Raw genomic sequence first — 21,856 nt, 5'->3', positions numbered from 1 at the left:
CATCATGACCGATACCGTTGCGGCTTTCGACCTCGGCACCGGGGGCGTCAAGGCGGCGATCTTCCGCCCCGACGGCGCCTGCCTTGCGGAAGAGGTCGTCTCCTACAGGACCTTCTACCCGTCCTCCTCCTTCCACGAGCAGCGCCCCGCGGACTGGTGGGACGCGGTCTGCGCCAGCCTGAAGACGCTGGCGGCGAACCCGGCCGTCGATGCCGGCGCGATCCGCGCCATCGCCATTTCCGGCCACAGCCTCGGCTGCCTGCCGCTCGACGCGGACGGGAACCTCCTGCAGGAATTCGTGCCGATCTGGTCCGACGGGCGGGCCGTGGCGGAGGCGGAGGACTTCTTCACCCGGGTCGATCCCGCCCTCTGGTACAGGACGACCGGCAACGGCTTCCCCGCCCCACTCTACACCGTCTTCAAGGCGATGTGGCTGCGCCGCAACGCACCCGACGTCTTCGCCCGCACGAAGACGATCATCGGCACGAAGGACTATATCAACCTCAGGCTCACCGGCCGCATCGCCACCGATCCCTCCTATGCCTCCGGCACAGGCGTCTACGACCTCAAGGCCGGCCGCTACGCGCCCGACCTCATCGCTGCGGCGGGTCTCGACCCAAGCCTCTTCGCCCCCATCGTCGCCTCCACCGACATCATCGGCGAGGTGCTGCCGGAGATCGCCGAGGCGCTCGGGCTGCCGCAAGGCGTGAAGGTCGTCGCCGGCGGCGTCGACAACAGTTGCATGGCGCTCGGCGGGCGCACCTTCCTCGACGGCGACGCCTATGCCTCCATGGGCTCGTCGAGCTGGATCACCGTCTCGTCCGCCGAGCCCCTGCTCGACGATCGGGTGCGCCCCTTCGTCTTCGCCCATGTCGCCCCCGGCATGTTCATCTCCGCGACGTCGATCTTCTCCTCGGGCACCAGCGTCAACTGGGTGGCCGATACGCTTCTGCCGGACGTGAGGCGCGAGGCGGAAGCCGCCGGCCGCAACGTGCATGACGACCTCTTCCAGCTCGCCGGGCAATCGCCCGCCGGCGCGCGCGGCCTTCTCTTCGTGCCCACGCTCGGCGGCGGCACCAGCTTCGAGGGCGGGCCGGCGGTGCGCGGCGGCTTCCTCGGCCTCGACCTCCAGCACGGCCGCGCCGACATTTTTCGCGCGGCGCTGGAAGGCGTGGCGCTCGGCCTTCGCGTCGCGCTCGACGAATTGCGCCGCATGACGGCGCTCGGCCCGGAGATGGTCATCGTGGGCGGCGGGGCGCGAAACGCGCTGTGGCGGCAGATCTTCGCCGATATCTTCGACTGCGCCGTCGTCAAGACGCAGATCGACCAGCAGGCCGCCGCTCTCGGCGCGGCCGCGCTCGCCTTCGTCGGCATGGGCCTGTGGCGGGATTTCTCCCCTATCCGCGACCTCCACGCCACCGAGAGCCGCAGCGAGCCGTCGCCTGAGACCCGCAAGGTCTATGGCGCGGCGCTCGCCGCCTATCGCCGGGCGGCGGTGCAGCAGCAGGAATTGTCGGGCGCGCTCGCCGCCCTGCGGGAGGCCGCGCCATGACCGAACTCTTCCTCGCCATCGATGTCGGCACCGGCAGCGTCCGCGCCGCGCTGATCGACACCAAGGGCCGGATCGTCGAGATCGCCGCGCGCGAGCACGACCAGATCGTGCCGCAGTTCGGCTGGGCGGAACAGCGCCCGCTCGACTGGTGGGATGGTGCCTGCGCCGCCGTGCGCACGGTGCTCGACAAGGCGGAAGGCGCGCGCGAGCGCATCTCCATGGTCGCCATCTGCGGCCAGATGCACGGCCTCGTGTTGCTGGACGATGCCGGGAACCTCACCCGCGATACCGCCCCCCTCTGGAACGACAAGCGCACGCTGAACCTCGTGCGCAGGTTCGAGGCGGAGAACGCGCCGGAAAGCTACCTCGCCGAGAGCGGCAACACGCCGACGCCCGCCTGGCCGGGCTTCAAGCTGCAATGGGTGCGCGATGCGGACCCTGAGGCCTACCGCCGCAGCGCCGTCGCCATCATGCCGAAGGACTACATCAACTTCCGGCTGACCGGCGAGATCGCCATGGACACGGGCGACGCCTCGTGCAGCTTCCTGATGAACCCGGCAACGCACGCCTGGTCGCCGGTCATGATCGAGCGCATGGGACTCGACGCGCGGCTGCTGCCGCCGATCCGCAACCCGCTCGACATCATCGGCCATGTCACGGAGGATGCCGCCCGCGCCACCGGGCTTCGCGCCGGCACGCCCGTCATGGTCGGCGGGGCGGACTATCCGATGGCGCTGCTCGGCTCCGGCGCCTGCCGGCCGGGCCTCGGCTCGGACAGCACCGGCACCGGCGCGATCGTCACCATGATCGCTGAAAAACCGCTGCTCGACCCGGAAATCTCCAATGTCGCGACGATCGAGGGCAACTGGGCGCCCTTCGTGCTGCTGGAAACGGGCGGCGACGGCATGCGTTGGGCGCGCCGCGCGTTCCACGAGGGCAAGCTGAGCTATGGCGACATCGTCGAGCGCGCGGAAAAGGCCCCGCCCGGCTCCGACGCCCTCCTCTTCCTGCCGTTCCTCACCGGCGAGCGCCTCGGCCAGCACCGCAATTCGCGGGCGCAGTTCTTCGGCCTCGGCGCCGGCCATGGCGTGGAGCACCTGCACCGCGCCATCCTCGAAGGCATCGCCTTCGCCATGGCCCGGCATATCCGCATCATGGAGGCGAGCTCCGGCAAGCGTCTGGAACGCATGATCGCCGCCGGCGGCGGGGCGCGGACCAAACTGTGGCTGAAGATCAAGGCGAGCGTCTTCGATACGCCCGTGCTGGTGCCGCAGGAGCCGGAATGCGGCCTCGTCGGCTGCGCTGCCATGGCGGCGACAGCCACCGGCCGCTTCTCGCGCACCGAGGACGCGGCGGAAGCCTATGTCCGCTACGACGAGGAGATCGCGCCCGACCCGGCATGGGCCGAGATCTACAGCCATGTCCAGCCGGTCTTCGACCGGCTCTATCATCACAGCAAGGCGCTCTACGACGACATGGACGCGCTTGCCAGCCTGATCCGCGACCGGCAATCGGCCGCGCGCTAACCGTCAAAAACGAGGAGGATTTCATGAAAGAGATTATCGACACGTTCCGGTCCGACCTGTTCGCCGGCAAGGACATCCTGGTCACCGGCGGCTCGTCCGGCATCGGCCTTGCCATCGCGCAGGGCTTCGCCCGGCTCGGCGGCTCCGTCGTCGCGCTCGGCAGCTCTGAGGCCAAGCTGAAGGCCGCCGCCGCGGACCCGGAGAACAAGGGCATCCGCTTCGAGCGCGTCGATGTGCGCGACCCGGAGGCTATCAAGGCCTTTGCCGGGACGCTGAAGAAGCTCGACGTGCTGATCAACGGCGCAGGCATCGCCCGGCCGCAGGCCGAATTCGAGGACGCCACCTATATGGAGGTGATGGACGTCAACCTGAACAGCCAGATGCGCTTTTCCATGGCCGTCCTGCCGCTGCTGAAGGCCTCGCGCGGCGTCATCATCAACACCGCCTCGATGCTGAGCTATGTCACCGACCCGGTCGTGCCGGCCTATGGCGCCAGCAAGACCGGCGTGCTCGGCCTCACCCGCCACCTCGCCCATGCCTTCGGCCCGGACGGCATCCGCGTCAACGCCATCTCGCCCGGCTACCACAAGACGGACATGACCAAGGGCCTGTGGACCGATCCGGTTCCGGCAGAAAAGATCGCCCAACGCTCGGCGCTGAAGCGCTGGGGCACGGTGGACGACCTCGTCGGCACCGCCCTCTTCCTCGCCTCCCCGGCCGCCGTCTTCATCACCGGCGCGGACCTGCCGGTCGACGGCGGCTTCGTGAACGGCAGCTTCTGAACCCTTCGGCACTTCAAAGAAAAAACCCCCGGCCTTTCGGCCGGGGGTTTTGTCTTGCAGGGACGGAAGGATCAGGCCGCGCGCCCGAGGGCGTCGGCGGCGAGGATCGCGGCCTCGATGTCCTCCACGGTCACCGGGGCGCGGGTGGCGTGGGTGATGTTGCCCCTGACCGCAGCTTCGGCGACCTTGCGCACCTTGGCGGCGACGTCGTCCTTGATGTTGAGGTCCGCCAGCGTCGTCGGCAGGCCGAGGGCGCGGCAGAAGCGCAGCGTCTCGTCGATCTCGCTCTGCGGGCGGTTTTCCAGCACGAGCAGGCAGAGCACGCCGAAGGCGACCTTCTCGCCATGCAGCAGGCCGTGGATTTCCGGCAGCACGGTCAGCGCATCGTGGATGCCGTGGGCGGCGGAGACGCCGCAATTCTCGAAGCCGAGGCCGGAGAGCAGCGTATTAGCCTCGATGATATCTTCGAGCGCCTGCGTGACGACGCCGGCCTCCGCCGCGAGCTTGGCCTTTACCGCCTGCTCCATGATCACCGCATGGCATTCGCGGGCGATGGCGACGGCGGCGCGGGTCGCGGGGAAGCCGCCGGAAATGTAGTTCATCGTGCCCGCCTCGATATTGGCGCGCGCCTCGTACCAGGTGGAAAGCGCATCGCCCATGCCGGCGACGAGGAAGCGCACCGGCGCGGCGACGATGACCTCTGGATCGACGAGGACGAGATCGGGATTGCGCGGCAGGTTGTGCGCCTCCTGCAGCACGCCGGCATCGCTGTAGACGACCACGACAGCGCTGGTCGGCGCATCGGTGGAGGCGATGGTGGGCACGGCCAGCATGCGCGCATTGGTGCGGTGCGCCGCCATCTTGGCCGTATCCAGCGTCTTGCCGCCACCGATACCGACGACGACATCCGCGCCGAATTCCGCTGCCGCTGCCGTCACCCGGTCGATCTCGCGGTCGGAGCATTCGCCGCCGAATTTCTCGAAGCGGCTTTCGGCCTTCACGCTCTCGCCGAGGCTGGCCGCATAGCGGTCATGGAGGAAGGCGTCGATGAGGAAGAGCGGCCTTTTGCCGAGTGAGGCCAGATGCTCGCCGAGGCGGGCGATCTCGCCGCGCCGCTGGATATAGCGGCCGGGGCTGCCGAAGGAACGGGACATGGTTTTCTTCTCCAGTATCAGCGAATGGTGTTGCCGCAGACATAACCGCCATCGACCGGCAGGTCGGCACCGGTGACGAAGGAAGCGGCGGGGCTTGCGAGGAAGACGGCGGCGCCGACGAGGTCGTCGACCGAGCCCCAGCGCTTCAGCGCCGAATGGTCGGCGATGAGGTCGTGGCTCTTCGGCTGGGTCCACAGGCCCTTCGTCATGTCGGTCTTGTGGTAGCCCGGCGAGATGGCGTTGACGCGCACGCCGTCCGGCCCGTAGGCATGGGCGAGCGCGCGGGTGAGGCCGAGGATGCCGGTCTTGCTGGCGGTGTAGGCGGGCACTTCCGGCTCCACCAGATAGCTCAGCATCGAGGCGATATTGACGATGGCGCCGCGGGTTTTCGCCAGCAGCGGGCGGAAGGCCGTGCTGAGGCGCATCACGCTGTTGAGGTTCACCTCGATGACGTCGAGGAACACCGCCTCCTGATGCTCCGCCTCGCCCCGGCCGATGCCCTGCGCGTTGACCAGCACGTCGAGCCGGTCGAAGCCCTTGACAAAGGCGCTGACGGCGGCGCTGTCGCGCACGTCGAGCACGGCAAAGCGAAGCCGCTCCCCGGCTTCGGCCTGTCCGGCCTCGACCTTCGCCGCATTGCTGCCCGTCGCCACCACGTCGGCACCGAGCGCGGCGAAGCCTTTGGCGATGGCAAGGCCGATGCCGCTGGTGCCGCCCGAGACCAGCACGCGCTTGCCGGCAAAGAGGTCCGGCAGGTAGGTGGCGGCGATCCCGGATTTTTCCGTCCTGTCGTTCATGTCGGTTTCCCTTAGGCTTCAGCGGCGCGAGCGGGCGGTGACGAACTGGATGAGCATCGCCAGGATGATGATCAGCCCGAGATAGACGTTCTGGTGGTAGCCCGGCACGCCGGCAAGGTTCATGATATTGGTGATGATGCCGAGGATCAGCGCGCCGAGCAGCGTGTTGAACATGCCGCCGCGCCCACCCATCAGGCTTGCCCCGCCGATGACCACGGCCGCGATGACGTCGAGCTCCGCCCCGACGCCGACCTGCGGCGTGCCGATGCCGGTGCGCCCGGCCGCGACGATGCCCGCGACGGCGGCGAGCGCCCCGCTGATGATATAGACCGACAGCACGTAGCGCTCGACCGGCACGCCCGAGAGCCGCACGGCCTCCTCGTTGGAGCCGATGGCGGTGACGAGGCGGCCGAAGCTCGTATAGGCCAGTACCACGCCGCCGATGGCATAGATGATCAGCATGAGGATGGCGGGCTGCGGGATGCCGAAGAGGAAGCCGCTGCCGAAATCGACCAGCGAGGCGCCGGGCGGACCCATGGTGATCGGCCGGCCGGCGCTGATGATCAGCGAGAGGCCGCGGGCGATCGCCATCATGGCGAGCGAGATGACGAAGGACGGCAGGCGCATATAGGCGACGAAGAAGCCTGTGACAACGCCGCAGGCCGCTCCGGTGAGAATGACGAGCAGGATCGCCATCGGCACGCCGTATCCCTGCGCCGCGATGAGATGGGCGCAGAGCACGGAGCCAACGGCCGCGATGGAACCGACCGACAGGTCGATGCCGCGCGTCAGCACGACGAAGAGCATGCCGACGGCCATGATGCCCGCGCCGGACGCGACCTGGCGCACCACGTTCATCAGGTTGCGCTCCGTCAGGAACGCATCGGACCAGAGCGCGGCGACGACCACCAGGACGATGAAGATACCGAGGGTGCCGTATTGGCGCACGGCCTCCAGCAGACGCGGGGTGAACGACGACGGCGCGGCGGCGCTTGCGGATTGCGTATTCATTGGCTTGCCTCATCCCTCTCTCTGGCCGTCTGGGTCATCGCCAGCGTCAGCAATTGCTGCTCGGTGAACGCCGCCTCGGTGAGTTCCCCGACGATGGCGCCCTCCGCCATGACGAGAATGCGGTCGCAGATGCCGAACAGTTCCTGATGCTCGGACGAAATGACGAGAACCGCCTTCCCGGCCTTGGCCAGATCGTTGATCAAATTGTAGATTTCGCTCTTGGCCCCAACATCGACGCCGCGCGTCGGCTCATCGAGGATCAGGAGGTCGCAGTCCGCGTGGAACCACTTGGCGAGCGCCACCTTCTGCTGGTTGCCGCCCGAAAGGCTGGAGACCGGCGCATCGACGCTGGAGGCCTTGAGGCGCATGTCCTTGCCGAGGGCTGTCGCGACCTTGCGCTCCTTGCCGACATCGAGAAAGCCGAAGCGGGTGACGCTGCGGATCTTGGCGAGCGTGGTGTTGATGCGGATCGGCGCGTCGAGGATGACCCCCTGCTCCTTGCGGTCCTCCGGAACGAGGCCGATATGGGCATGCACGGCCTGACGCGGCGAGGAAAGATGGAGCGGCTTGCCCTTCAGTTCCACGGTGCCGGAATCCATCCGATCCGCGCCGAAGACGAGGCGCGCGACCTCCGTTCGGCCCGAGCCGACCAGGCCGCCGAGGCCGACGACCTCACCGGCGCGCACGGTGAAGCTGACATCGCGCACCTTGCGGCCGCGGGTGAGGTTGCGCGCGTCGACCACCACCTCGCCCGGCGCGCGGCCGTCCTTCGGCGGGAAGAGCGCGGCCATCTGCCGGCCGACCATGCGGGCGATCACGGCGTCCACGTCGGTCGCGGCCGTCGCCAGCGTCTCGACATGGGAGCCGTCCTTCATGACGGTGATACGGTCGGAAAGGTCGAAGACCTCGTTCAGGCGATGCGAGATATAGACGATGCCCGTGCCGTTCACGCGCAGTTCGCGGATGATGGCGAGCAGCCGCTCGGCGTCGCTGTTGGCGAGCACGGCGGTCGGCTCGTCGAAGACGATGATGCGTGCCTTGTTGGAAAGCGCCTTGGCGATCTCGACGACCTGCTGGTGGGCGACCGTCAGCCGCCCGGCCTGCACGGCGGGATCGATGGAGAAGCCGAGCCGGTCGAGGATTTCGCGCGCGGCCTTGCGCAGCGCGGCGTGGTTGACGAAGCCCGGCAGGCGGCCGAGGAAGATGTTCTCGGCGACCGTCAGGTCCGGCGCGAGCGCCAGTTCCTGGTGGATCACCGAGATGCCGCGGCCGGTCGCGTCGCGCGGGCCGGAAAGCTGCACGGCCTCGCCGTTGAGGCTGACGGTGCCCGATGTCGGCGCGATCTCGCCGGCGAGCACCCGCATCAGCGTGGATTTGCCGGCGCCGTTCTCGCCGACCAGCGCATGCACCTCGCCGGCCTTGAGGTCGAAATCGACGCCCTTGAGGGCCTGCACCCCCGCGAAATTCTTCCGGATGCCGGATAGGCGGACAAGTTCGGTCATGGGATCCTCAAAGGATGCACCGGAGACCCGGTGCATCCCTCTCTTCTGTCGCTCAGAAAACGGACTCGGGATTGTAGTACTTGTCCACGTTGTCCTTGGAGATCACGTCGGCGGGCGTGAAATATTCCTTCGGGAAGTCCGCCGGCAGCTCGCCCTTGAACGCCTTGTAGGCGACGTCGAAGGCGGTGCGGCCGACGAGGTCCGGGTCGTTGAGGCCCGTTGCGCCGTAGCTGCCGTCCTTGATCATCGCCAGCGCCTCGCGCTGCCCGTCGGCGGCGGCGGCGAAGAGGATGTTGTCGAGGCCCGCGGCCTTGGCCGCCTGCACCGCGCCGAGCACCATGGAATCGTTCTCGCCGACGACGAGGTTGGCATCCGGATGGGCCTGCAACAGGTCTTCCGCCGCCTTCAGGCCGCCGTCCGTCGCCCAGTCGCCCCAGCCCTGGCCGAGGATCTGGAGATTGACCGCGCCCTCGTTGACGAGCTGCGCCTCGACGATGCCCTTGACGACGCCCATGCGGCGCTCGAGCCCGCCCGGATTGCCCTGGTTGCCGGAGATGAGGAGCATCTTGATCGGCGTGCCCTTCATCTTCTTGGCGATCCAGTCGCCGACGAGGCGGCCATTCTCATCGCTGGAAGAGCGGACCAGCGAGATGAAATTGGCCTTTGCGTTGAGCGTCGAGTCCATCGCCACGACCTTGACGCCGGCGGCCGTCGCCGCGTTGACGGCCGGAATGAGCGCTTCCTGGTCGCGCGGGTTGATGATGAGGATGTTGATGCCCTTGGCCACCATATCCTCGACGTCGTTGATCTGCTTGGAGAAATCGCTCTGGCTGTCGGCCGTCGTGATTTCGCAGCCCGCGTCCTTGGCGGCCTTCTCGACGGCGGCGACCTGCGCGGCGAAATAGGGCGCGTTGAGCGAGGGCATGGTGAGGCCCACCTTGCAATCCTCGGCCATGGCGGCAGAGGTCAGGCAGAACAGGGCCACCGACCCTGCCAGAAGCGTCTTGATGCTGGTCATGTTAACTCCTCCTAGTGATTGTTGCATGCTGACACGGGCGGCGTGGCATCCGGCACGGATGGCCTCACCAGAGCGTGTATCCTCCATCCACAAGCACGATCGATCCGGTCATCAGGCTCGCAGCCTGAGAGGACAGGAAGAGGATCACGCTTGCGACCTCGTGGTCCTTGCCCATGCGCGCCATCGGCGTGGAATCGATCCAGCGGTCGAGCATGGGCCGGTTGTTCTCGACGAGCGCGTTGAGCGGCGTTTCGATATAGGTGGGCGCCACCGCATTGACCCTGACGCCGCGCGTCGCCCATTCGGCGGCGAGCGACTTGGTCAGGTGATGCACGGCGGCCTTCGAGGCGTTGTAATGCGCCTGCGGCTGCGGCCGGTTGACGATGAAGCCGGACATGGAGCCGACATTGACGATAGAGCCCCGGCCGGCCTTCAGCATGTGGCGGCCGAAGGCGCGGGCGCACCAGTAGGTGCCGTTGAGATTGACGTCGATGACCTTCAGCCAGCGCTCGTCTTCCATATCCTCGGCGGGGATATCGCTAAGCGCGATGCCGGCATTGTTGACGAGGACGGATGCACCGCCCGTCGCCGCCAGCTCGTCGGCGATAGCCTGCATGCGGGCGGCATCGGTGACGTCGCCTTCATGCACCGAGACATCGTAGCCCTTGGCCTGCAATGCCGCGCGTGCCTCTTCCAGCAGCGCCGGATCGCGCTCGATGAGGGCAAGCCGGGCGCCTGCCTCGCCGAGCGCATCGGCGGTTGCAAGACCGATGCCGCGCCCTCCGCCGGTAATGACCGCACGTTCCCCTTCGAGCCTGAAGCGTTCGAGATACACCTGTTTCCTCCGTCCCTATTGATGCTGTTGCGCAGGCGTCCCTCATCCGGCCTGCCGGCCACCTTCTCCCCGTAAACGGGGCGAAGGGGATATGCCGCGCCGGTTTCCCCAACCAATGCCCGTTCGTGCGGCAAGTCCCCTCTCCCCGCTTGCGGGGAGAGGGTTAGGGTGAGGGGCCAACATGCACTGTGCTTTTTGCCGTGCCCTACTCCCCGTAGGGCACCCAGATATTCTTGACCTGCGTGGCGCGGCCGAGGAATTCCCGTCCCTCGCCCTGCCGCGCATCGAACCAGTCGCGTTGCGCCGTCTCGGCCCAGACCTGCTTGAGATTGCCGGCGGAGGCCTTCTCGATGGCGCCGGCCGTTGCGGCGTTGCCGAAGTACCAGATCCCGTCCACCTCCTCGTGGCGGGCGAGTTCCAGCGCCAGCGCATGGCGGTCGCCCGTCACGATGTTGACGACGCCGCCCGGCACATCCGAAGTCTCCAGCACCTGGTAGAAGTCGGTCGCGGCGAGCGCCTGGCTGGCCGAGGGGATGACGACGACCCGGTTGCCGAGCGCGATGGCCGGCGCGAAGGTGGAGACGAAGCCGAGGAGGCCCGGCTCCTCAGGGCAGACGATGCCCAGCGTGCCGACTGGCTCGTTCATGGCGAGCGCCACGCCGCGCATCGGCGGCTTGTGCACCGCGCCCTCGTATTTGTCGGCCCATGCTCCATAGGCGAAGAGGCGCGAGACGCTGGCGGAGACCTCGCGGGCCGTATCCTGCCGGCGGCGGCCGGTCATGGCGGCGAGGCGTTCGGCGAATTCGCCGGCGCGGGCATCGAGGTTTTCCGCGATGTAGTAGAGGATCTGCGCGCGGTTGTGCTCGCTCGCGGTGCCCCAGGACGCTGCCTTGCGCGCCGCTTCCACGGCATTGCGGATGTCCTTGCGGTTGCCCTCGCCAACCTCCCCGACGAGCGCACCCGAGGGCGAAACGACCGGGCGCGAATAGCCCCCGTCCGGCCGCGCCTGCTTGCCGCCGACATAGAATTTCGCCGTGCGGTCGACGAAAGCGGTGGAGAGCACGTCGCCGGTCGGCTGGGCGGACGGCTTCTCGGCGATGGGCTTGGCTTTCGCCAACCATTTCGGCCGGCTGTAGGCGGAAAGCCCCTCGCGGCCGCCCTCGCGGCCGAAGCCGGATTCCTTGTAGCCGCCGAAGCCGACGCCGGCATCGAACATGTTGGTGCCGTTGACCCAGACGACGCCGCATTTCAGCTTGGGCGCGATGTCGAGGGCAAGCGACAAGGTCTCGCTCCAGACGGACGCGGCAAGGCCGTATTCGGTGTTGTTGGCTAGCTCCACCGCCTCGGCGGGCGTGCGGAACGTGGTGGCGACCACGACCGGGCCGAAGATCTCGACGCGCGAGACGGTGGCGGCCGGATGCACGCCCGTCAGCAGCGTCGGCGGGTAGAAGCAGCCCTTGCCCGGCACGCCGGCCTTCGGCTGGTGCAAGCTCGCGCCTTCCTTGACGCCCGTTTCCACGAGCGAACGGATGCGCTCGAGCTGCACCGGATGGACGATGGCGCCGATATCGACGACCTTGTCGAGCGGATCGCCGACGCGCAGCGTCTCCATGCGGGCCTTCAGCTTCACGATGAAGCGGTCATGGACGCTTTCCTGCACGAGGAGGCGGGAACCGGCGCAGCAGACTTCGCCCTGGTTGAACCAGATGGCATCGACGACGCCTTCCACGGCCGCGTCGAGATCGGCGTCGTCGAAGACGATGAAGGGCGACTTGCCGCCAAGTTCCAACGTCAGGCTCTTGCCGGTGCCGGCGGTCGCCTCGCGAATGCGGCGGCCGACTTCCGTCGAGCCGGTGAAGGCGATCTTGGCAATGCCCGGATGCTTGACGATCTCCTCGCCCGTCGCCCCGTCGCCGGTGACGATGTTGACGACACCTTCCGGCAGACCGGCCTTCTGGCACATCTCAGCGAAGAGCAGCGCCGTCAGCGAGGTATATTCGGCGGGCTTCAGCACGACCGTATTGCCGAGCGCGATGGCCGGCGCGATCTTCCAGGCGAGCATCAGCAGCGGGAAGTTCCACGGGATGATCTGGCCGCAGACGCCGAGCGCCTCGCGGTCGGCAAGCTCACCATCCATGAGCTGCGCCCAGCCGGCATGATGATAGAAGTGGCGGGCGACGAGCGGGATGTCGATGTCACGCGTCTCGCGGATCGGCTTGCCGTTGTCGAGCGTCTCCACCACCGAGAAGAGGCGGCTGTGGCGCTGGATGAGGCGGGCGAGCGCATAGAGGTAGCGGGCGCGCTGGTGGCCGGCGAGCGCCGCCCATGCGGGCTGCGCCTTGGCGGCGGCCTTGACGGCGGCGTCGACATCGGCCGCGCCCGCCTGCGCGATGCGCGTCAGCACCTCGCCGGAACCGGGCGCGATGGTCTCGAAGCTCTCGCCGGCCTTCGCCTTCTTCCAGGCGCCGCCGATGAAGAGTTTCGTCTCCCCGCCCAGGCCCTTGATCCAGGCGCGGGCTTCCTTGTCGCTTTCGGGGGCCGGGCCGTAGCTCATCGTCTCAAGAATCTCTGCAATGGACATCGTGTTCTCCCCAGAGCATTTGCGCGTTCTCCGAACCGCGAAAACGCTCTGTTCCTTTGTTTTGCGCGCTTCCGAACGGAAAACCGGTATCCACTTTTCCTGGAAACGCCCCAGCCCGACTAGGCAATGGCGTGGTGGCTGAAGGCCGCATAGCGGCCGGTGACATAGTGCTCGAGCTGCCGCTCGATATCGGAAAGCAGCGAGGAGGCGCCGAAGCGGAAGAGGTTCGGCTGGAGCCAGTCGTTGCCCAGTTCCTCCTTCATCAGCGCGAGATAGGCCATCGCGTCCTTTGCGGTGGAGATACCGCCGGCCGGCTTGTAGCCGACGACATGGCCGGTCATCTCGCGGTAGTCGCGGATGGCGCGCAGCATGATCAGCGTCACCGGCAGCGTGGCGTTGACGCCTTCCTTGCCCGTCGAGGTCTTGATGAAGTCGGAGCCCGCCATCATCGCGACCCAGGAGGCGCGCGAGACATTGCGCAGCGTCTGGAGGTCGCCGGTGGCGAGGATGGTCTTCATATGCGCCGGGCCGCAGGCTTCCCTGCAGGCCTTCACCTCGTCGTAGAGCGCCTGCCAGTTGCCGCGCAGCACATGCTCGCGCGTGATGACGATGTCGATCTCCTCCGCCCCGTCGGCGACCGAGGCCTCGATCTCCTTGAGCCGCGTTTCCATCGGCGACAGGCCGGCCGGAAAGCCGGTGGAGACGGCCGCGACCGGAATATCGCTGCCCTTCAGCGCATCGACGGCAGTGGCGACGAAACGGTGGTAGACGCAGACCGCGCCCGTGGTGACGCGGCGGTCCGCAAGGCCGAGGGCGGCCTGCAGGTCCTCGCGCAGCGGCTGGCGCGCCTTGGCGCAGAGACGGCGCACGCGGCCCTCCGTGTCGTCGCCGTTCAGCGTCGTGAGGTCGATGCATTCGATGGCGCGCACCAGCCAGGCCGCCTGCCATTCCTTCTTGACCGTGCGGCGCCCGCCCAGCGAGGCCGTGCGGCGCTCGGCGGCCGACAGGTTGACTCGCACCGCCTCGATGGGATCCATGGAGAAGGCGATGCCGGGATTGGACGGATGCGGCCCGGAATTGCGGACCTTGGCGACGGCGCGCACGGCCGGCGCCCCCCCGATGACAGCTTCACTCACATCCACCACGCAGCTCCCGGATTTGATATGAATGGCAGGATGCGCCATATCATTATGACATTTTGTAATGTTGTACGGACAACATAATCAAACTACATTCCGAGTGTCAATAGCCGGTGAATACAGCCTTTTCAGTTTGTGATGTCCGCTTGTCATGTCACGCTAACAACAGCAAAGTGCCTGCAACCGCCCCGCGAGGAAGAGAGATTCGCATGAGCATCGAACGCAATTCCCCCATCCCTCTCTATTTCCAGCTCGCTGAAACGCTGAGGGGCGCGATCGAATCCGGCGCCTATCCGCCCGGCAGCAAGCTGCCGACCGAAGGCGAGCTTTGCGAGACCTACGACGTCTCGCGCAGCGTCGTGCGGCAGGCGCTGCAATCGCTCGCGCATGACAACCTGATCGAGACCGAGCGCGGCCGCGGCGCCTTCGTCTTGGAACGCAAGGTGCCCATCGCCCTCGTCCAGCAGCTCGATCCGCTGCTCGAAAGCATGGCCAAGGCCGGCTTCAAGCTGACGACCCGGGTGCTGAAACAGGAGCGCATCAGGCCCCCCGCCCATGTGGCGGAACAGATCGGCGAGAGCGACGCCATCTTTCTGGAGCGCATGCGCTATGCCGACGGCGTGGTCTTCCTGGTCGTGCGCAACTACCTGCCCTATTCGCGCTTTCCCGAGCTGCTGCACTCGAACGAGCTGGAGAACGTCTCGCTCTACCAGTACCTCGCCAAGCGCTACAATGCCGTGGCGACCACCGGCAAGCGACAGGTGGAGCTCGCCCGCATCGATGAGGAAGCCATCGCCAGCCAGTTGCAGGTGGAGATGAACAGCTACGTCCTGTTCAACCGCGAAGTGACCTACGACCAGAACAAGCAGGTACTCGAATATTACGAATCCTGGCACCATCCCGACCGTACGCGCCTGACCATCGACCTGCACCGGACCTATTGAGGACCGTCAGGCCCGCTTGAGGCCGCGATAGGTGGCTCGGAAGAGGGCCAGAAGCTCGTCCAGCCCCGCGAAGGCGCGCGGTTCGACCGTCTCGCCGAGCTGGTCGGGGAAGGGAATGTCCTCGACGCCGCGCCAATGGCCGGCGGCGATGCCGCCGAGATAGGCGGCCCCGATGGTCGCATTGCCGAGTTCGTGCGCCGGCACCAGCGGCATCTGCAGGATGTCCGCCAGCAATTGCCGCCAGCGCGGATCCGTGCTGCCGCCGCCGGTGAGCAGGATCCGGTCGGCGGAAACGCCGATGCCGCGCATGGCATCCCAGCTATCGCGCACCGCAAGGGCAACACCCTCGAAGACCGAACGGATGAGCTGGCCGCGCGTGCAGCCGAGGCGCATATAGGCCCAGGCCGCCGCCGCGTTCGGATCGAGCAGCGGCGCGCGCTCGCCCGCCGCATAGGGCAGGAAGACGATGCCGCCATTGCCCTCGTTCTCGTCGAAGCCGGCGCGATACATTTCCGCCCAGGAAGCGCCGAGCACGGTGCGCGCCCATTCGAAGACCGTGCCGCCGTTCTGCAGCGCAGCCATGGAATAGAGGCTGCGGCCAATGCCGCGATAGCTGTTGTAGAAGGGCTGGACGCGCGGCTCGATACTCTCGACCACCGACATGATCTGGATGCCCGAACCAACCTGCAGGATGGTGGAGCCGGGCGTGGTCTGCCCCATGCCGAAGAGGCAGGAGGCGGTATCGGAAAGACCGGCGGCGACCGGCGTTCCGGCGGGTAGCCCCAGTTCTTCAGCCGCTGCGGCCGTCAGCCGGCCGGCGACCGACTGCGATTCCACGACGGGGGCGAGGACGGCTGGATCGAGCGACAGGGCGTTCAGGAAATCCGTCGCCCAGCGGTCGCCGTCGATCTCGTAGAGCAGCGTCATCGACGCGTCGGAGGGTTCCGTCGCAACCTCGCCGGTCAGCACCAGCCGCAGCCAGTCCTTCGGCGAGAGGATGCGGCGGATGGCGGCATAGGTGGCGGGCTCGTTGTGCCGAAGCCACAGCAGCGAAAGGCCGGCCATGCCGCTGACGACGGGATTGGCGAGCGGGCGGCGCACCGCCTCCGGCAAGGCGAGCACCGCGTCCATTTCCGCCGTGGCGCGCTGGTCGGCCCAGAGGATGGCGGGGCGCAGCGGCTTTTCCGCATCGTCGAGCACGACGAGCCCGTGCGCCTGGCCCGACAGGCCGATGCCGCGCACCGCCGCGCCGCGCCCGGCGCAGCAGGCGCGCACCGCCGCGACCGTTCCGGCCCACCAGTCGGCCGGCGCGGTTTCGGCATGACCCGGCACGGGCGAGGAGACGGCATAGGCCTGCGAGGCCTCCGCGACGGTCCTGCCGTCGTCATCGATCAGAAGTGCCTTGACCGAGCCGGTGCCGAGATCGATGCCGAGATACATGCCTGCCTGTCCCCATATGCGTCATGAAAAAGCAGCAGAGATGCTTTCCATCCCTGCTGCAACCGTTTTCTCAGGCCAGAAGCTGGGCGGCCTCGGAGACGACGCGCTCGGCCGTCAGGTTCATGGCGCGGTAGATCTCCGGCCCCGGGGCCGATTCCCCGAAACGGTCGACCCCGACCACCGTGCCCGGTCCCTTGAGGAACTGGTACCAGTAGAGGGGCGAAGCCGCCTCGACGAAGACCGCCGGCGTGCCGAAGGAAAGCACGCTGTCCTGATAGGCGCGATCCTGCCGGGCGAAGAGGTTGCCGTTGGGGATGGAGACGATGCGGACCGCGCGGCCCTCGCCTTCCAGGACCTTCGCGGCCTCCAGCACGAGGCCGAGTTCCGAACCGGTCGCGGCCAGCACGACATCCGGCTTGCCGGCGGCATCCTTGAGGATATAGCCGCCCTTGCGGATGCCTTCGAGATCGCCCGCCTTGTGCGCGAATACCGCGCCGTCCTGCCGCGCGGCGACGATGACGCTCGGCCCCTCGCGCTTCATGGCGCTCTCCCAGGCGACGAGCGCTTCCAGCTCGCTGCCCGGCCGCCACAGCGACATGGTGGGGATGGCGCGCAGCGCCACCAGCTGCTCGCAGGGCTGGTGCGTCGGCCCGTCCTCGCCGACCCCGATGGAATCGTGCGTGTAGAGGAAGACCGCCTTGAGCCCCATCAGGGCGGAAAGGCGCACCGCGTTGCGGCTGTAATCGCTGAAGACGAGGTAGCAGGCGCCATAGGGAATGAGCCCGCCATGGGCCGCCATGCCGTTCATCATTGCCGACATGCCGAATTCGCGCACGCCGTAATGCACGAAGTTACCGGAGAAATCCTCGGGCGTGATCGAGCGGGCCTCACCGGTCCAGGCGAGCGTCGAGAGGGAAACATCGGCCGAACCGCCGATCACCTCCGGCAGGCCCTTCAGGAGATTGCCGAGCACACGGTTGGACGCCTTGCGCACCGGCTGCTTGACCGGACCGCCACCGAGGATGCGCTCGACTTCCGCCGATACGGCCGCGTCGAACCCTTCCGGCAGGCGGCCGGCGGTGCGGCGTTCCAGCTCGGCGGCCAGCACCGGATGCTGCGCCCGGTAGGCCGCGAACAGCGCGTTCCACTCGGCTTCCGCCTTTTCCCCGCGCGGGCGAGCGTCCCAGGCCTGCATGATGGCATCGGGCACGACGAAGGCCTCGTGCGGCCAGCCGAGATGCTCGCGCGTACGGGTAACCTCGTCCACACCGAGCGGCGCGCCATGCACCTCTTCCTTGCCCTGCTTGTTCGGCGAGCCGTAGCCGATGATCGTCTTGCAGCAGATCATGGTCGGCTTGTCCGGCGAGCGGCGTGCGGCGGTGAAGGCGGCGGCGATGGCGTCGAAGTCGTGGCCGTCGACATCGGCGATGACGTTCCAGCCGAGCGCGCGGAAGCGGGCCGGCGTATCGTCGGCGAACCAGCCGGGCGTTTCGCCGTCGATGGAAATCTTGTTGTCATCATAGACGGCAATGAGCTTGTTCAGCTTCAGCGTGCCGGCGAGCGAAGCCGCCTCCTGCGCCACGCCTTCCATCAGGCATCCGTCGCCGACGAAGACATAGGTGAAGTGATCGACGACGGGGAAGCCCTCTCGGTTGAACTCCTGTGCAAGCTTCCTTTCGGCAAGCGCCATGCCGACGGCGGTCGCAAAGCCCTGCCCGAGCGGCCCGGTCGTCGTCTCGACGCCGGCGGTGATGCCGTATTCCGGGTGCCCCGGGGTCTTGGAATGCAGCTTGCGGTGATCCTTGAGGTCCTGCACCGTCAGCCCGTAGCCGGACAGATGCAGCAGCGAATAGGTCAGCATGGAGCCGTGGCCGTTCGACTGCACGAAGCGGTCGCGGTTGAGCCATTTCGGGTTCGCGGGGTTGTGCCGAAGGAAATCGTTCCACAGAACCTCGGCAATATCGGCCATGCCCATGGCCGTGCCGGGATGGCCGGAATTGGCTTTTTGCACGACATCGACGGTCAGGAAACGAATGGCGTTCGCCAGATCGCGGCGGTCAGACATAGGGGTGCCTCCAGATATGCTTTTCGCATCCTATAATGTTATACGTACAACATGACAAGATGCTTTGATTGAGGAAATGACCTCCGCCGCCCGAAAGCGCAAAGTCCGCAAGGGACCCGGCGCCCCGCCGAAGCCCGCACTTGAAAAAGGGGAGCCGGCGCAGCCGGCCTCAGGCCTGAACGGGCTCGGGCTCCAGCCGCTTCGCCCCCGTCATGATGGCGACGGCGTCGGACATCGAGATCGACTTCGGATCGACGACGCAGGCCCGCGAGCCGAGGCGATGGATATGAATCCGGTCCGCGATCTCGAAGACATGCGGCATGTTGTGGCTGATCAGCACGATCGAGATGCCCTTGCGCCGCACGTCGGCGATGAGGTCGAGCACCTTGCGCGATTCCTTCACGCCAAGGGCTGCAGTCGGCTCGTCCATGAAGATCACCCGGCTGCTGAAGGCCGCGGCCCGCGCGATGGCGATGCCCTGGCGCTGGCCGCCCGAAAGCGTTTCCACCCGCTGGTTGATGTCCTGGATCGTCGCCAGCCCCAGCTCCGACAGGGCCGCCCGCGCCTCGCGGCGCATGGTGCGCATGTCGAGGTTCTGGAAGATCCGGCCGAACATGCCCTTCGTGCGGCGCTCGCGCCCGAGGAACATGTTGTCGGCGATCGTCATGGAGGGCGCCAGCGCCAGCGACTGGAACACCGTCTCGATGCCGGCCCGCCGCGCATCGAGCGGCGAGCGGAAGGAGACCGGCTCGCCGGCAAGGGAAATCTCGCCGGCCTCCGGGGTGATCGCGCCGCACAGCGCCTTGATCAGCGTCGACTTGCCGGCCCCGTTGTCACCGATGACGGCGAGCACTTCCCCCGGCATCAGATCGAAATCGGCATGATCGAGGGCGACGATGCGCCCGTAGCGCTTGACCAGCCCGCGCGCCTTGAGAATGGGTTCCACGCTCATGCCGACACCTTTCTCAGCCAGTTGTCGAGCGCCACGGCCGAGAGGATGAGCAGGCCGATGGACGCCTCCTGCCAGACCGCATCCGCACCGGCGAGCGCGATGCCGTTGCGGAAGGTGCAGACGATGAGCGCGCCGAACAGGGTGCCGATGATCGAGCCGCGTCCGCCGAAGAGGCTGGTGCCGCCGATCACAACCGCGGTGATGGAATCGAGGTTGACGGTCGCACCGGACAGCGAGCTGACCGAGCCCGTGCGGCCGATCAGCACCCAGCCCGCAAGCGCGCAGATGATGCCGGCCAGCACATAGACCGCCGTCAGCGTACGGCGGATGTTGATGCCGGCAAGCTGCGCGGCCTCCGCGTCGTCGCCGATGGCATAGACGTGCTTGCCGAAGGGCGTGCGGTTCAGCACGTACCAGGTCACCGCCACGAGCAGCAGCAGCAGGATCGAGCCATAGGTGAGCGTCGCCCCGAAGAAGGAGAAGGACTGCCCCGCCCATTGGAGGAACGGCGCTGTATCGGCGATCTCCTGCGAGCGGATGGTCTCGCTGCGCGAATAGCCGATATTGATCGCCCCGAAGACGCTCCAGGTGCCGAGCGTGGTGATGAAGGGCGGCAGCTTGAAGCGGCAGATCAGGACGCCGTTGGCAAAGCCGCAGGCCGCGCCCGCCGCAAGGCCGGCGAGGAAGGCAAGCTCGACGGGCACGCCCGACAGGACCGCGAGCCGCCCCATGATGAGCGAGGCCATGATCATGATCGCGCCGACGGAAAGGTCGATGCCGGCCGTCAGGATGATCAGCGTCTGCGCCGTGCCGACGATACCGATGATCGTCGCCTGCTGCAGGATCAGGGAGAAGTTGAACGGGTGCAGGAAGCGCGATCCGACGATGAGGCTGAAGAGAAGGCAGCTCAGGATGAGGATCGCGGCCGGGACGACCGTGAAGTTGTTGTGAAGAAAGCGGTGCAGCGTGCGGCCCACCGACGACCGCTGGTCCTCGAATGCGGCCTCGGCCGTCGAGAGTGCCTGATTGTCCGACGACATGGAGCAAGCCCTTTTTCGTTATGGAAGGGCGGCGCGGCCAAGGCCGCGCCGGTCCGGATCATCAGCCCCAGCAGAGCTTGAGGGCTTCTTCCGACGTAATGGAATCGATGCCGGGAACGGGCTTGTCCGTCACGAGCTTGACGCCCGTGTTGTAGAAGTCGAGGCCTTCGCTGTTGGTGGGCTTGGCGCCGGTCTTGACGTAGTTGACGATCGCCTCGACGCCCATCGTGGCCATCAGCAGCGGATATTGCTGCGAGGTGGCGCCGATGACGCCAGCCGCAACGTTCTTCACGCCCGGGCAGCCGCCATCGACGGAGACGATCAACACGTCCTTCTCGCGCTTGACCGCCTTCAGCGCTTCATAGGCGCCGGCCGCCGTCGGCTCATTGATCGTGTAGACGAGGTTGATTTCCGGCTCGCGCTGGAGAAGCTGCTCCATGCCGGTGCGCCCGCCGTCTTCGGCGCCCGCGCCCCACTGGTGGCCGACGATGCGCGGATCGTCTTCCTCGCCGTAGCGGTTCGGTTCCTTGATGTCGATGCCGAAGCCCTTCATGAAGCCCTGGTCACGCTGCCAGTCGACGGTCGGCTGGTTCTCGACCGCGTCGATGAAGGCGATCTTGGCGTCCTTCGCCTTGTCGCCCATCGTGGCGGCGGCCCATTTGCCGATCAGCTCGCCGGCCAGCTTGTTGTCCGTCTCGAAGGTCGCGTCGGCCGCCGTGATCGGATCGGTCTCGGTATCGAGCGCGACGACGAAGATGCCGGCCTTGCGTGCCTTCTCGAGCGTCGAGACGATGCCCTTCGGATCGCTCGGCGTGATCATGATGCCCTTGGCGCCCGCCGAAATCAGCGTCTCGATGGCGGCGACCTGGGAATCGCTGTCGCCGTCGATCTTGCCGGCGAAGCTTTGCAGCTCGACGCCGAGCTCCTTCGCCTTCATCTCGGCGCCTTCCTTCATCTTGGCATAGAAGGGATTGCCGTTCGTCTTGGTGACGAGACCGATGAGAATCTTGTCTTCAGCGCCGGCCGACGCCGAGAGAGCGAATGTCAGGGCAGCCGCCCCGAACAGGACCTTCTTGAAATTCAGCACGATTTTCCTCCGTTTACGTGACACGCCAATGCCGAAGGCGGGCAAGCTCCCAACCCGACGCCACCGCTATCCTCCACAGAAACGCGCAGCGTCACTCAACATTGTAATGTTGTACGTACAACACTTCATTATAATACGTCAATGATCTTCTGAGGGGCGCATCGTATCTACGGCCCGTTTGACTCGCCGGTCGCTCAGACACCACGCCGTTCATCATTCTGAAGAGGCGGGGAAGCGGCCAGAGGACGGCCAATGTCTGCCGCAATCAAGGATCAACTAAGTCGGCGACTTCATCGGCTCGCCTCTTCTGCTGAACAGAAACACCAAAAAGCCCCGAGACATTTCTGTCATCGGGGCTTTTGATTTGGTTGCGGGGGCAGGATTTGAACCTGCGGCCTTCAGGTTATGAGCCTGACGAGCTACCGGGCTGC

At 66.8% G+C, this 21,856-nt stretch carries 17 protein-coding genes; 4 read left to right on the top strand and 13 right to left on the bottom strand.

The window, feature by feature from the left end; genetic code table 11:
• Positions 1 to 4 precede the first annotated feature (4 nt).
• Genes DSD28_RS10885 through DSD28_RS10875 form a run of 3 tightly spaced genes read left to right on the top strand, consistent with a single transcriptional unit; the run spans position 5 to position 3,860 of the window.
• Positions 5 to 1,552, top strand: coding sequence for a xylulokinase (locus DSD28_RS10885; RefSeq protein WP_119256429.1), 1,548 nt, complete (start codon positions 5 to 7; stop codon positions 1,550 to 1,552).
• A complete protein-coding gene (locus DSD28_RS10880) occupies positions 1,549 to 3,078 on the top strand; it encodes a xylulokinase (protein WP_119256428.1) in 1,530 nt (509 codons plus the stop codon). Before DSD28_RS10885 ends, DSD28_RS10880 begins: the two co-directional genes overlap by 4 nt.
• A gap of 23 nt (positions 3,079 to 3,101) precedes the next feature.
• Positions 3,102 to 3,860 (top strand): SDR family NAD(P)-dependent oxidoreductase, encoded by a 759-nt coding sequence (locus DSD28_RS10875; protein ID WP_119256427.1) that lies wholly within the window; start codon positions 3,102 to 3,104, stop codon positions 3,858 to 3,860.
• A 71-nt stretch (positions 3,861 to 3,931) separates the two neighbouring features.
• Here DSD28_RS10875 and DSD28_RS10870 read toward each other — a convergent pair whose 3' ends face one another.
• From DSD28_RS10870 to deoC, 8 genes are all read right to left on the bottom strand, one after another.
• Positions 3,932 to 5,014 (bottom strand): glycerol dehydrogenase, encoded by a 1,083-nt coding sequence (locus DSD28_RS10870; RefSeq protein ID WP_119256426.1) that lies wholly within the window; start codon positions 5,012 to 5,014, stop codon positions 3,932 to 3,934.
• 17 nt (positions 5,015 to 5,031) lie between these two features.
• Complete coding sequence (locus DSD28_RS10865) at positions 5,032 to 5,811, bottom strand: SDR family NAD(P)-dependent oxidoreductase (RefSeq protein WP_119256425.1); 780 nt, start codon at positions 5,809 to 5,811, stop codon at positions 5,032 to 5,034.
• 18 nt (positions 5,812 to 5,829) lie between these two features.
• Complete coding sequence (locus DSD28_RS10860) at positions 5,830 to 6,822, bottom strand: ABC transporter permease (protein ID WP_119256424.1); 993 nt, start codon at positions 6,820 to 6,822, stop codon at positions 5,830 to 5,832.
• The gene (locus DSD28_RS10855) at positions 6,819 to 8,324 is read right to left on the bottom strand and encodes a sugar ABC transporter ATP-binding protein (protein ID WP_119256423.1); all 1,506 of its coding nucleotides are present in this window, start codon (positions 8,322 to 8,324) and stop codon (positions 6,819 to 6,821) included. Before DSD28_RS10855 ends, DSD28_RS10860 begins: the two co-directional genes overlap by 4 nt.
• 52 nt (positions 8,325 to 8,376) lie before the next feature.
• A complete protein-coding gene (locus DSD28_RS10850) occupies positions 8,377 to 9,342 on the bottom strand; it encodes a substrate-binding domain-containing protein (protein ID WP_119256422.1) in 966 nt (321 codons plus the stop codon).
• A gap of 64 nt (positions 9,343 to 9,406) precedes the next feature.
• On the bottom strand, positions 9,407 to 10,177 hold the full coding sequence (locus DSD28_RS10845) for an SDR family NAD(P)-dependent oxidoreductase (protein ID WP_119256421.1): 771 nt from the start codon (positions 10,175 to 10,177) through the stop codon (positions 9,407 to 9,409).
• A 205-nt stretch (positions 10,178 to 10,382) separates the two neighbouring features.
• Positions 10,383 to 12,758, bottom strand: coding sequence for an aldehyde dehydrogenase family protein (locus DSD28_RS10835; protein ID WP_119256420.1), 2,376 nt, complete (start codon positions 12,756 to 12,758; stop codon positions 10,383 to 10,385).
• A gap of 119 nt (positions 12,759 to 12,877) precedes the next feature.
• Positions 12,878 to 13,795, bottom strand: coding sequence for a deoxyribose-phosphate aldolase (gene deoC, locus DSD28_RS10830; RefSeq protein ID WP_245424821.1), 918 nt, complete (start codon positions 13,793 to 13,795; stop codon positions 12,878 to 12,880).
• 311 nt (positions 13,796 to 14,106) lie between these two features.
• On the opposite strand from deoC, the gene DSD28_RS10825 reads away from it, so the two are divergent.
• Positions 14,107 to 14,841, top strand: a complete 735-nt coding sequence (locus DSD28_RS10825; protein ID WP_119256418.1) for a GntR family transcriptional regulator — start codon at positions 14,107 to 14,109, stop codon at positions 14,839 to 14,841.
• A 6-nt stretch (positions 14,842 to 14,847) separates the two neighbouring features.
• Here the strand turns inward: DSD28_RS10825 and DSD28_RS10820 are convergent, their stop codons facing one another.
• The 5 genes from DSD28_RS10820 to DSD28_RS10800 form a co-directional block, all read right to left on the bottom strand.
• Positions 14,848 to 16,281 carry a xylulokinase gene (locus tag DSD28_RS10820; RefSeq protein ID WP_119256417.1) on the bottom strand — a complete coding sequence of 478 codons (1,434 nt, stop codon included), beginning with the start codon at positions 16,279 to 16,281 and terminating at the stop codon, positions 14,848 to 14,850.
• A gap of 70 nt (positions 16,282 to 16,351) precedes the next feature.
• Positions 16,352 to 18,346: a transketolase gene (gene tkt, locus DSD28_RS10815; RefSeq protein WP_119256416.1), complete on the bottom strand. Its 1,995-nt coding sequence runs from the start codon at positions 18,344 to 18,346 to the stop codon at positions 16,352 to 16,354.
• 169 nt (positions 18,347 to 18,515) lie between these two features.
• The gene (locus DSD28_RS10810) at positions 18,516 to 19,298 is read right to left on the bottom strand and encodes an ATP-binding cassette domain-containing protein (protein WP_119256415.1); all 783 of its coding nucleotides are present in this window, start codon (positions 19,296 to 19,298) and stop codon (positions 18,516 to 18,518) included.
• Positions 19,295 to 20,338: an ABC transporter permease gene (locus tag DSD28_RS10805; RefSeq protein ID WP_119256414.1), complete on the bottom strand. Its 1,044-nt coding sequence runs from the start codon at positions 20,336 to 20,338 to the stop codon at positions 19,295 to 19,297. Before DSD28_RS10805 ends, DSD28_RS10810 begins: the two co-directional genes overlap by 4 nt.
• A gap of 61 nt (positions 20,339 to 20,399) precedes the next feature.
• Complete coding sequence (locus DSD28_RS10800; protein WP_119256413.1) at positions 20,400 to 21,425, bottom strand: substrate-binding domain-containing protein; 1,026 nt, start codon at positions 21,423 to 21,425, stop codon at positions 20,400 to 20,402.
• Positions 21,426 to 21,856: the final 431 nt, after the last annotated feature.

The sequence above is a fragment of the Shinella zoogloeoides genome (genome assembly GCF_003574625.1).
GTDB classification, from domain to species: Bacteria; Pseudomonadota; Alphaproteobacteria; order Rhizobiales; family Rhizobiaceae; genus Shinella; species Shinella zoogloeoides_A.
This window is presented reverse-complemented; position numbering and strand designations above follow the sequence as displayed.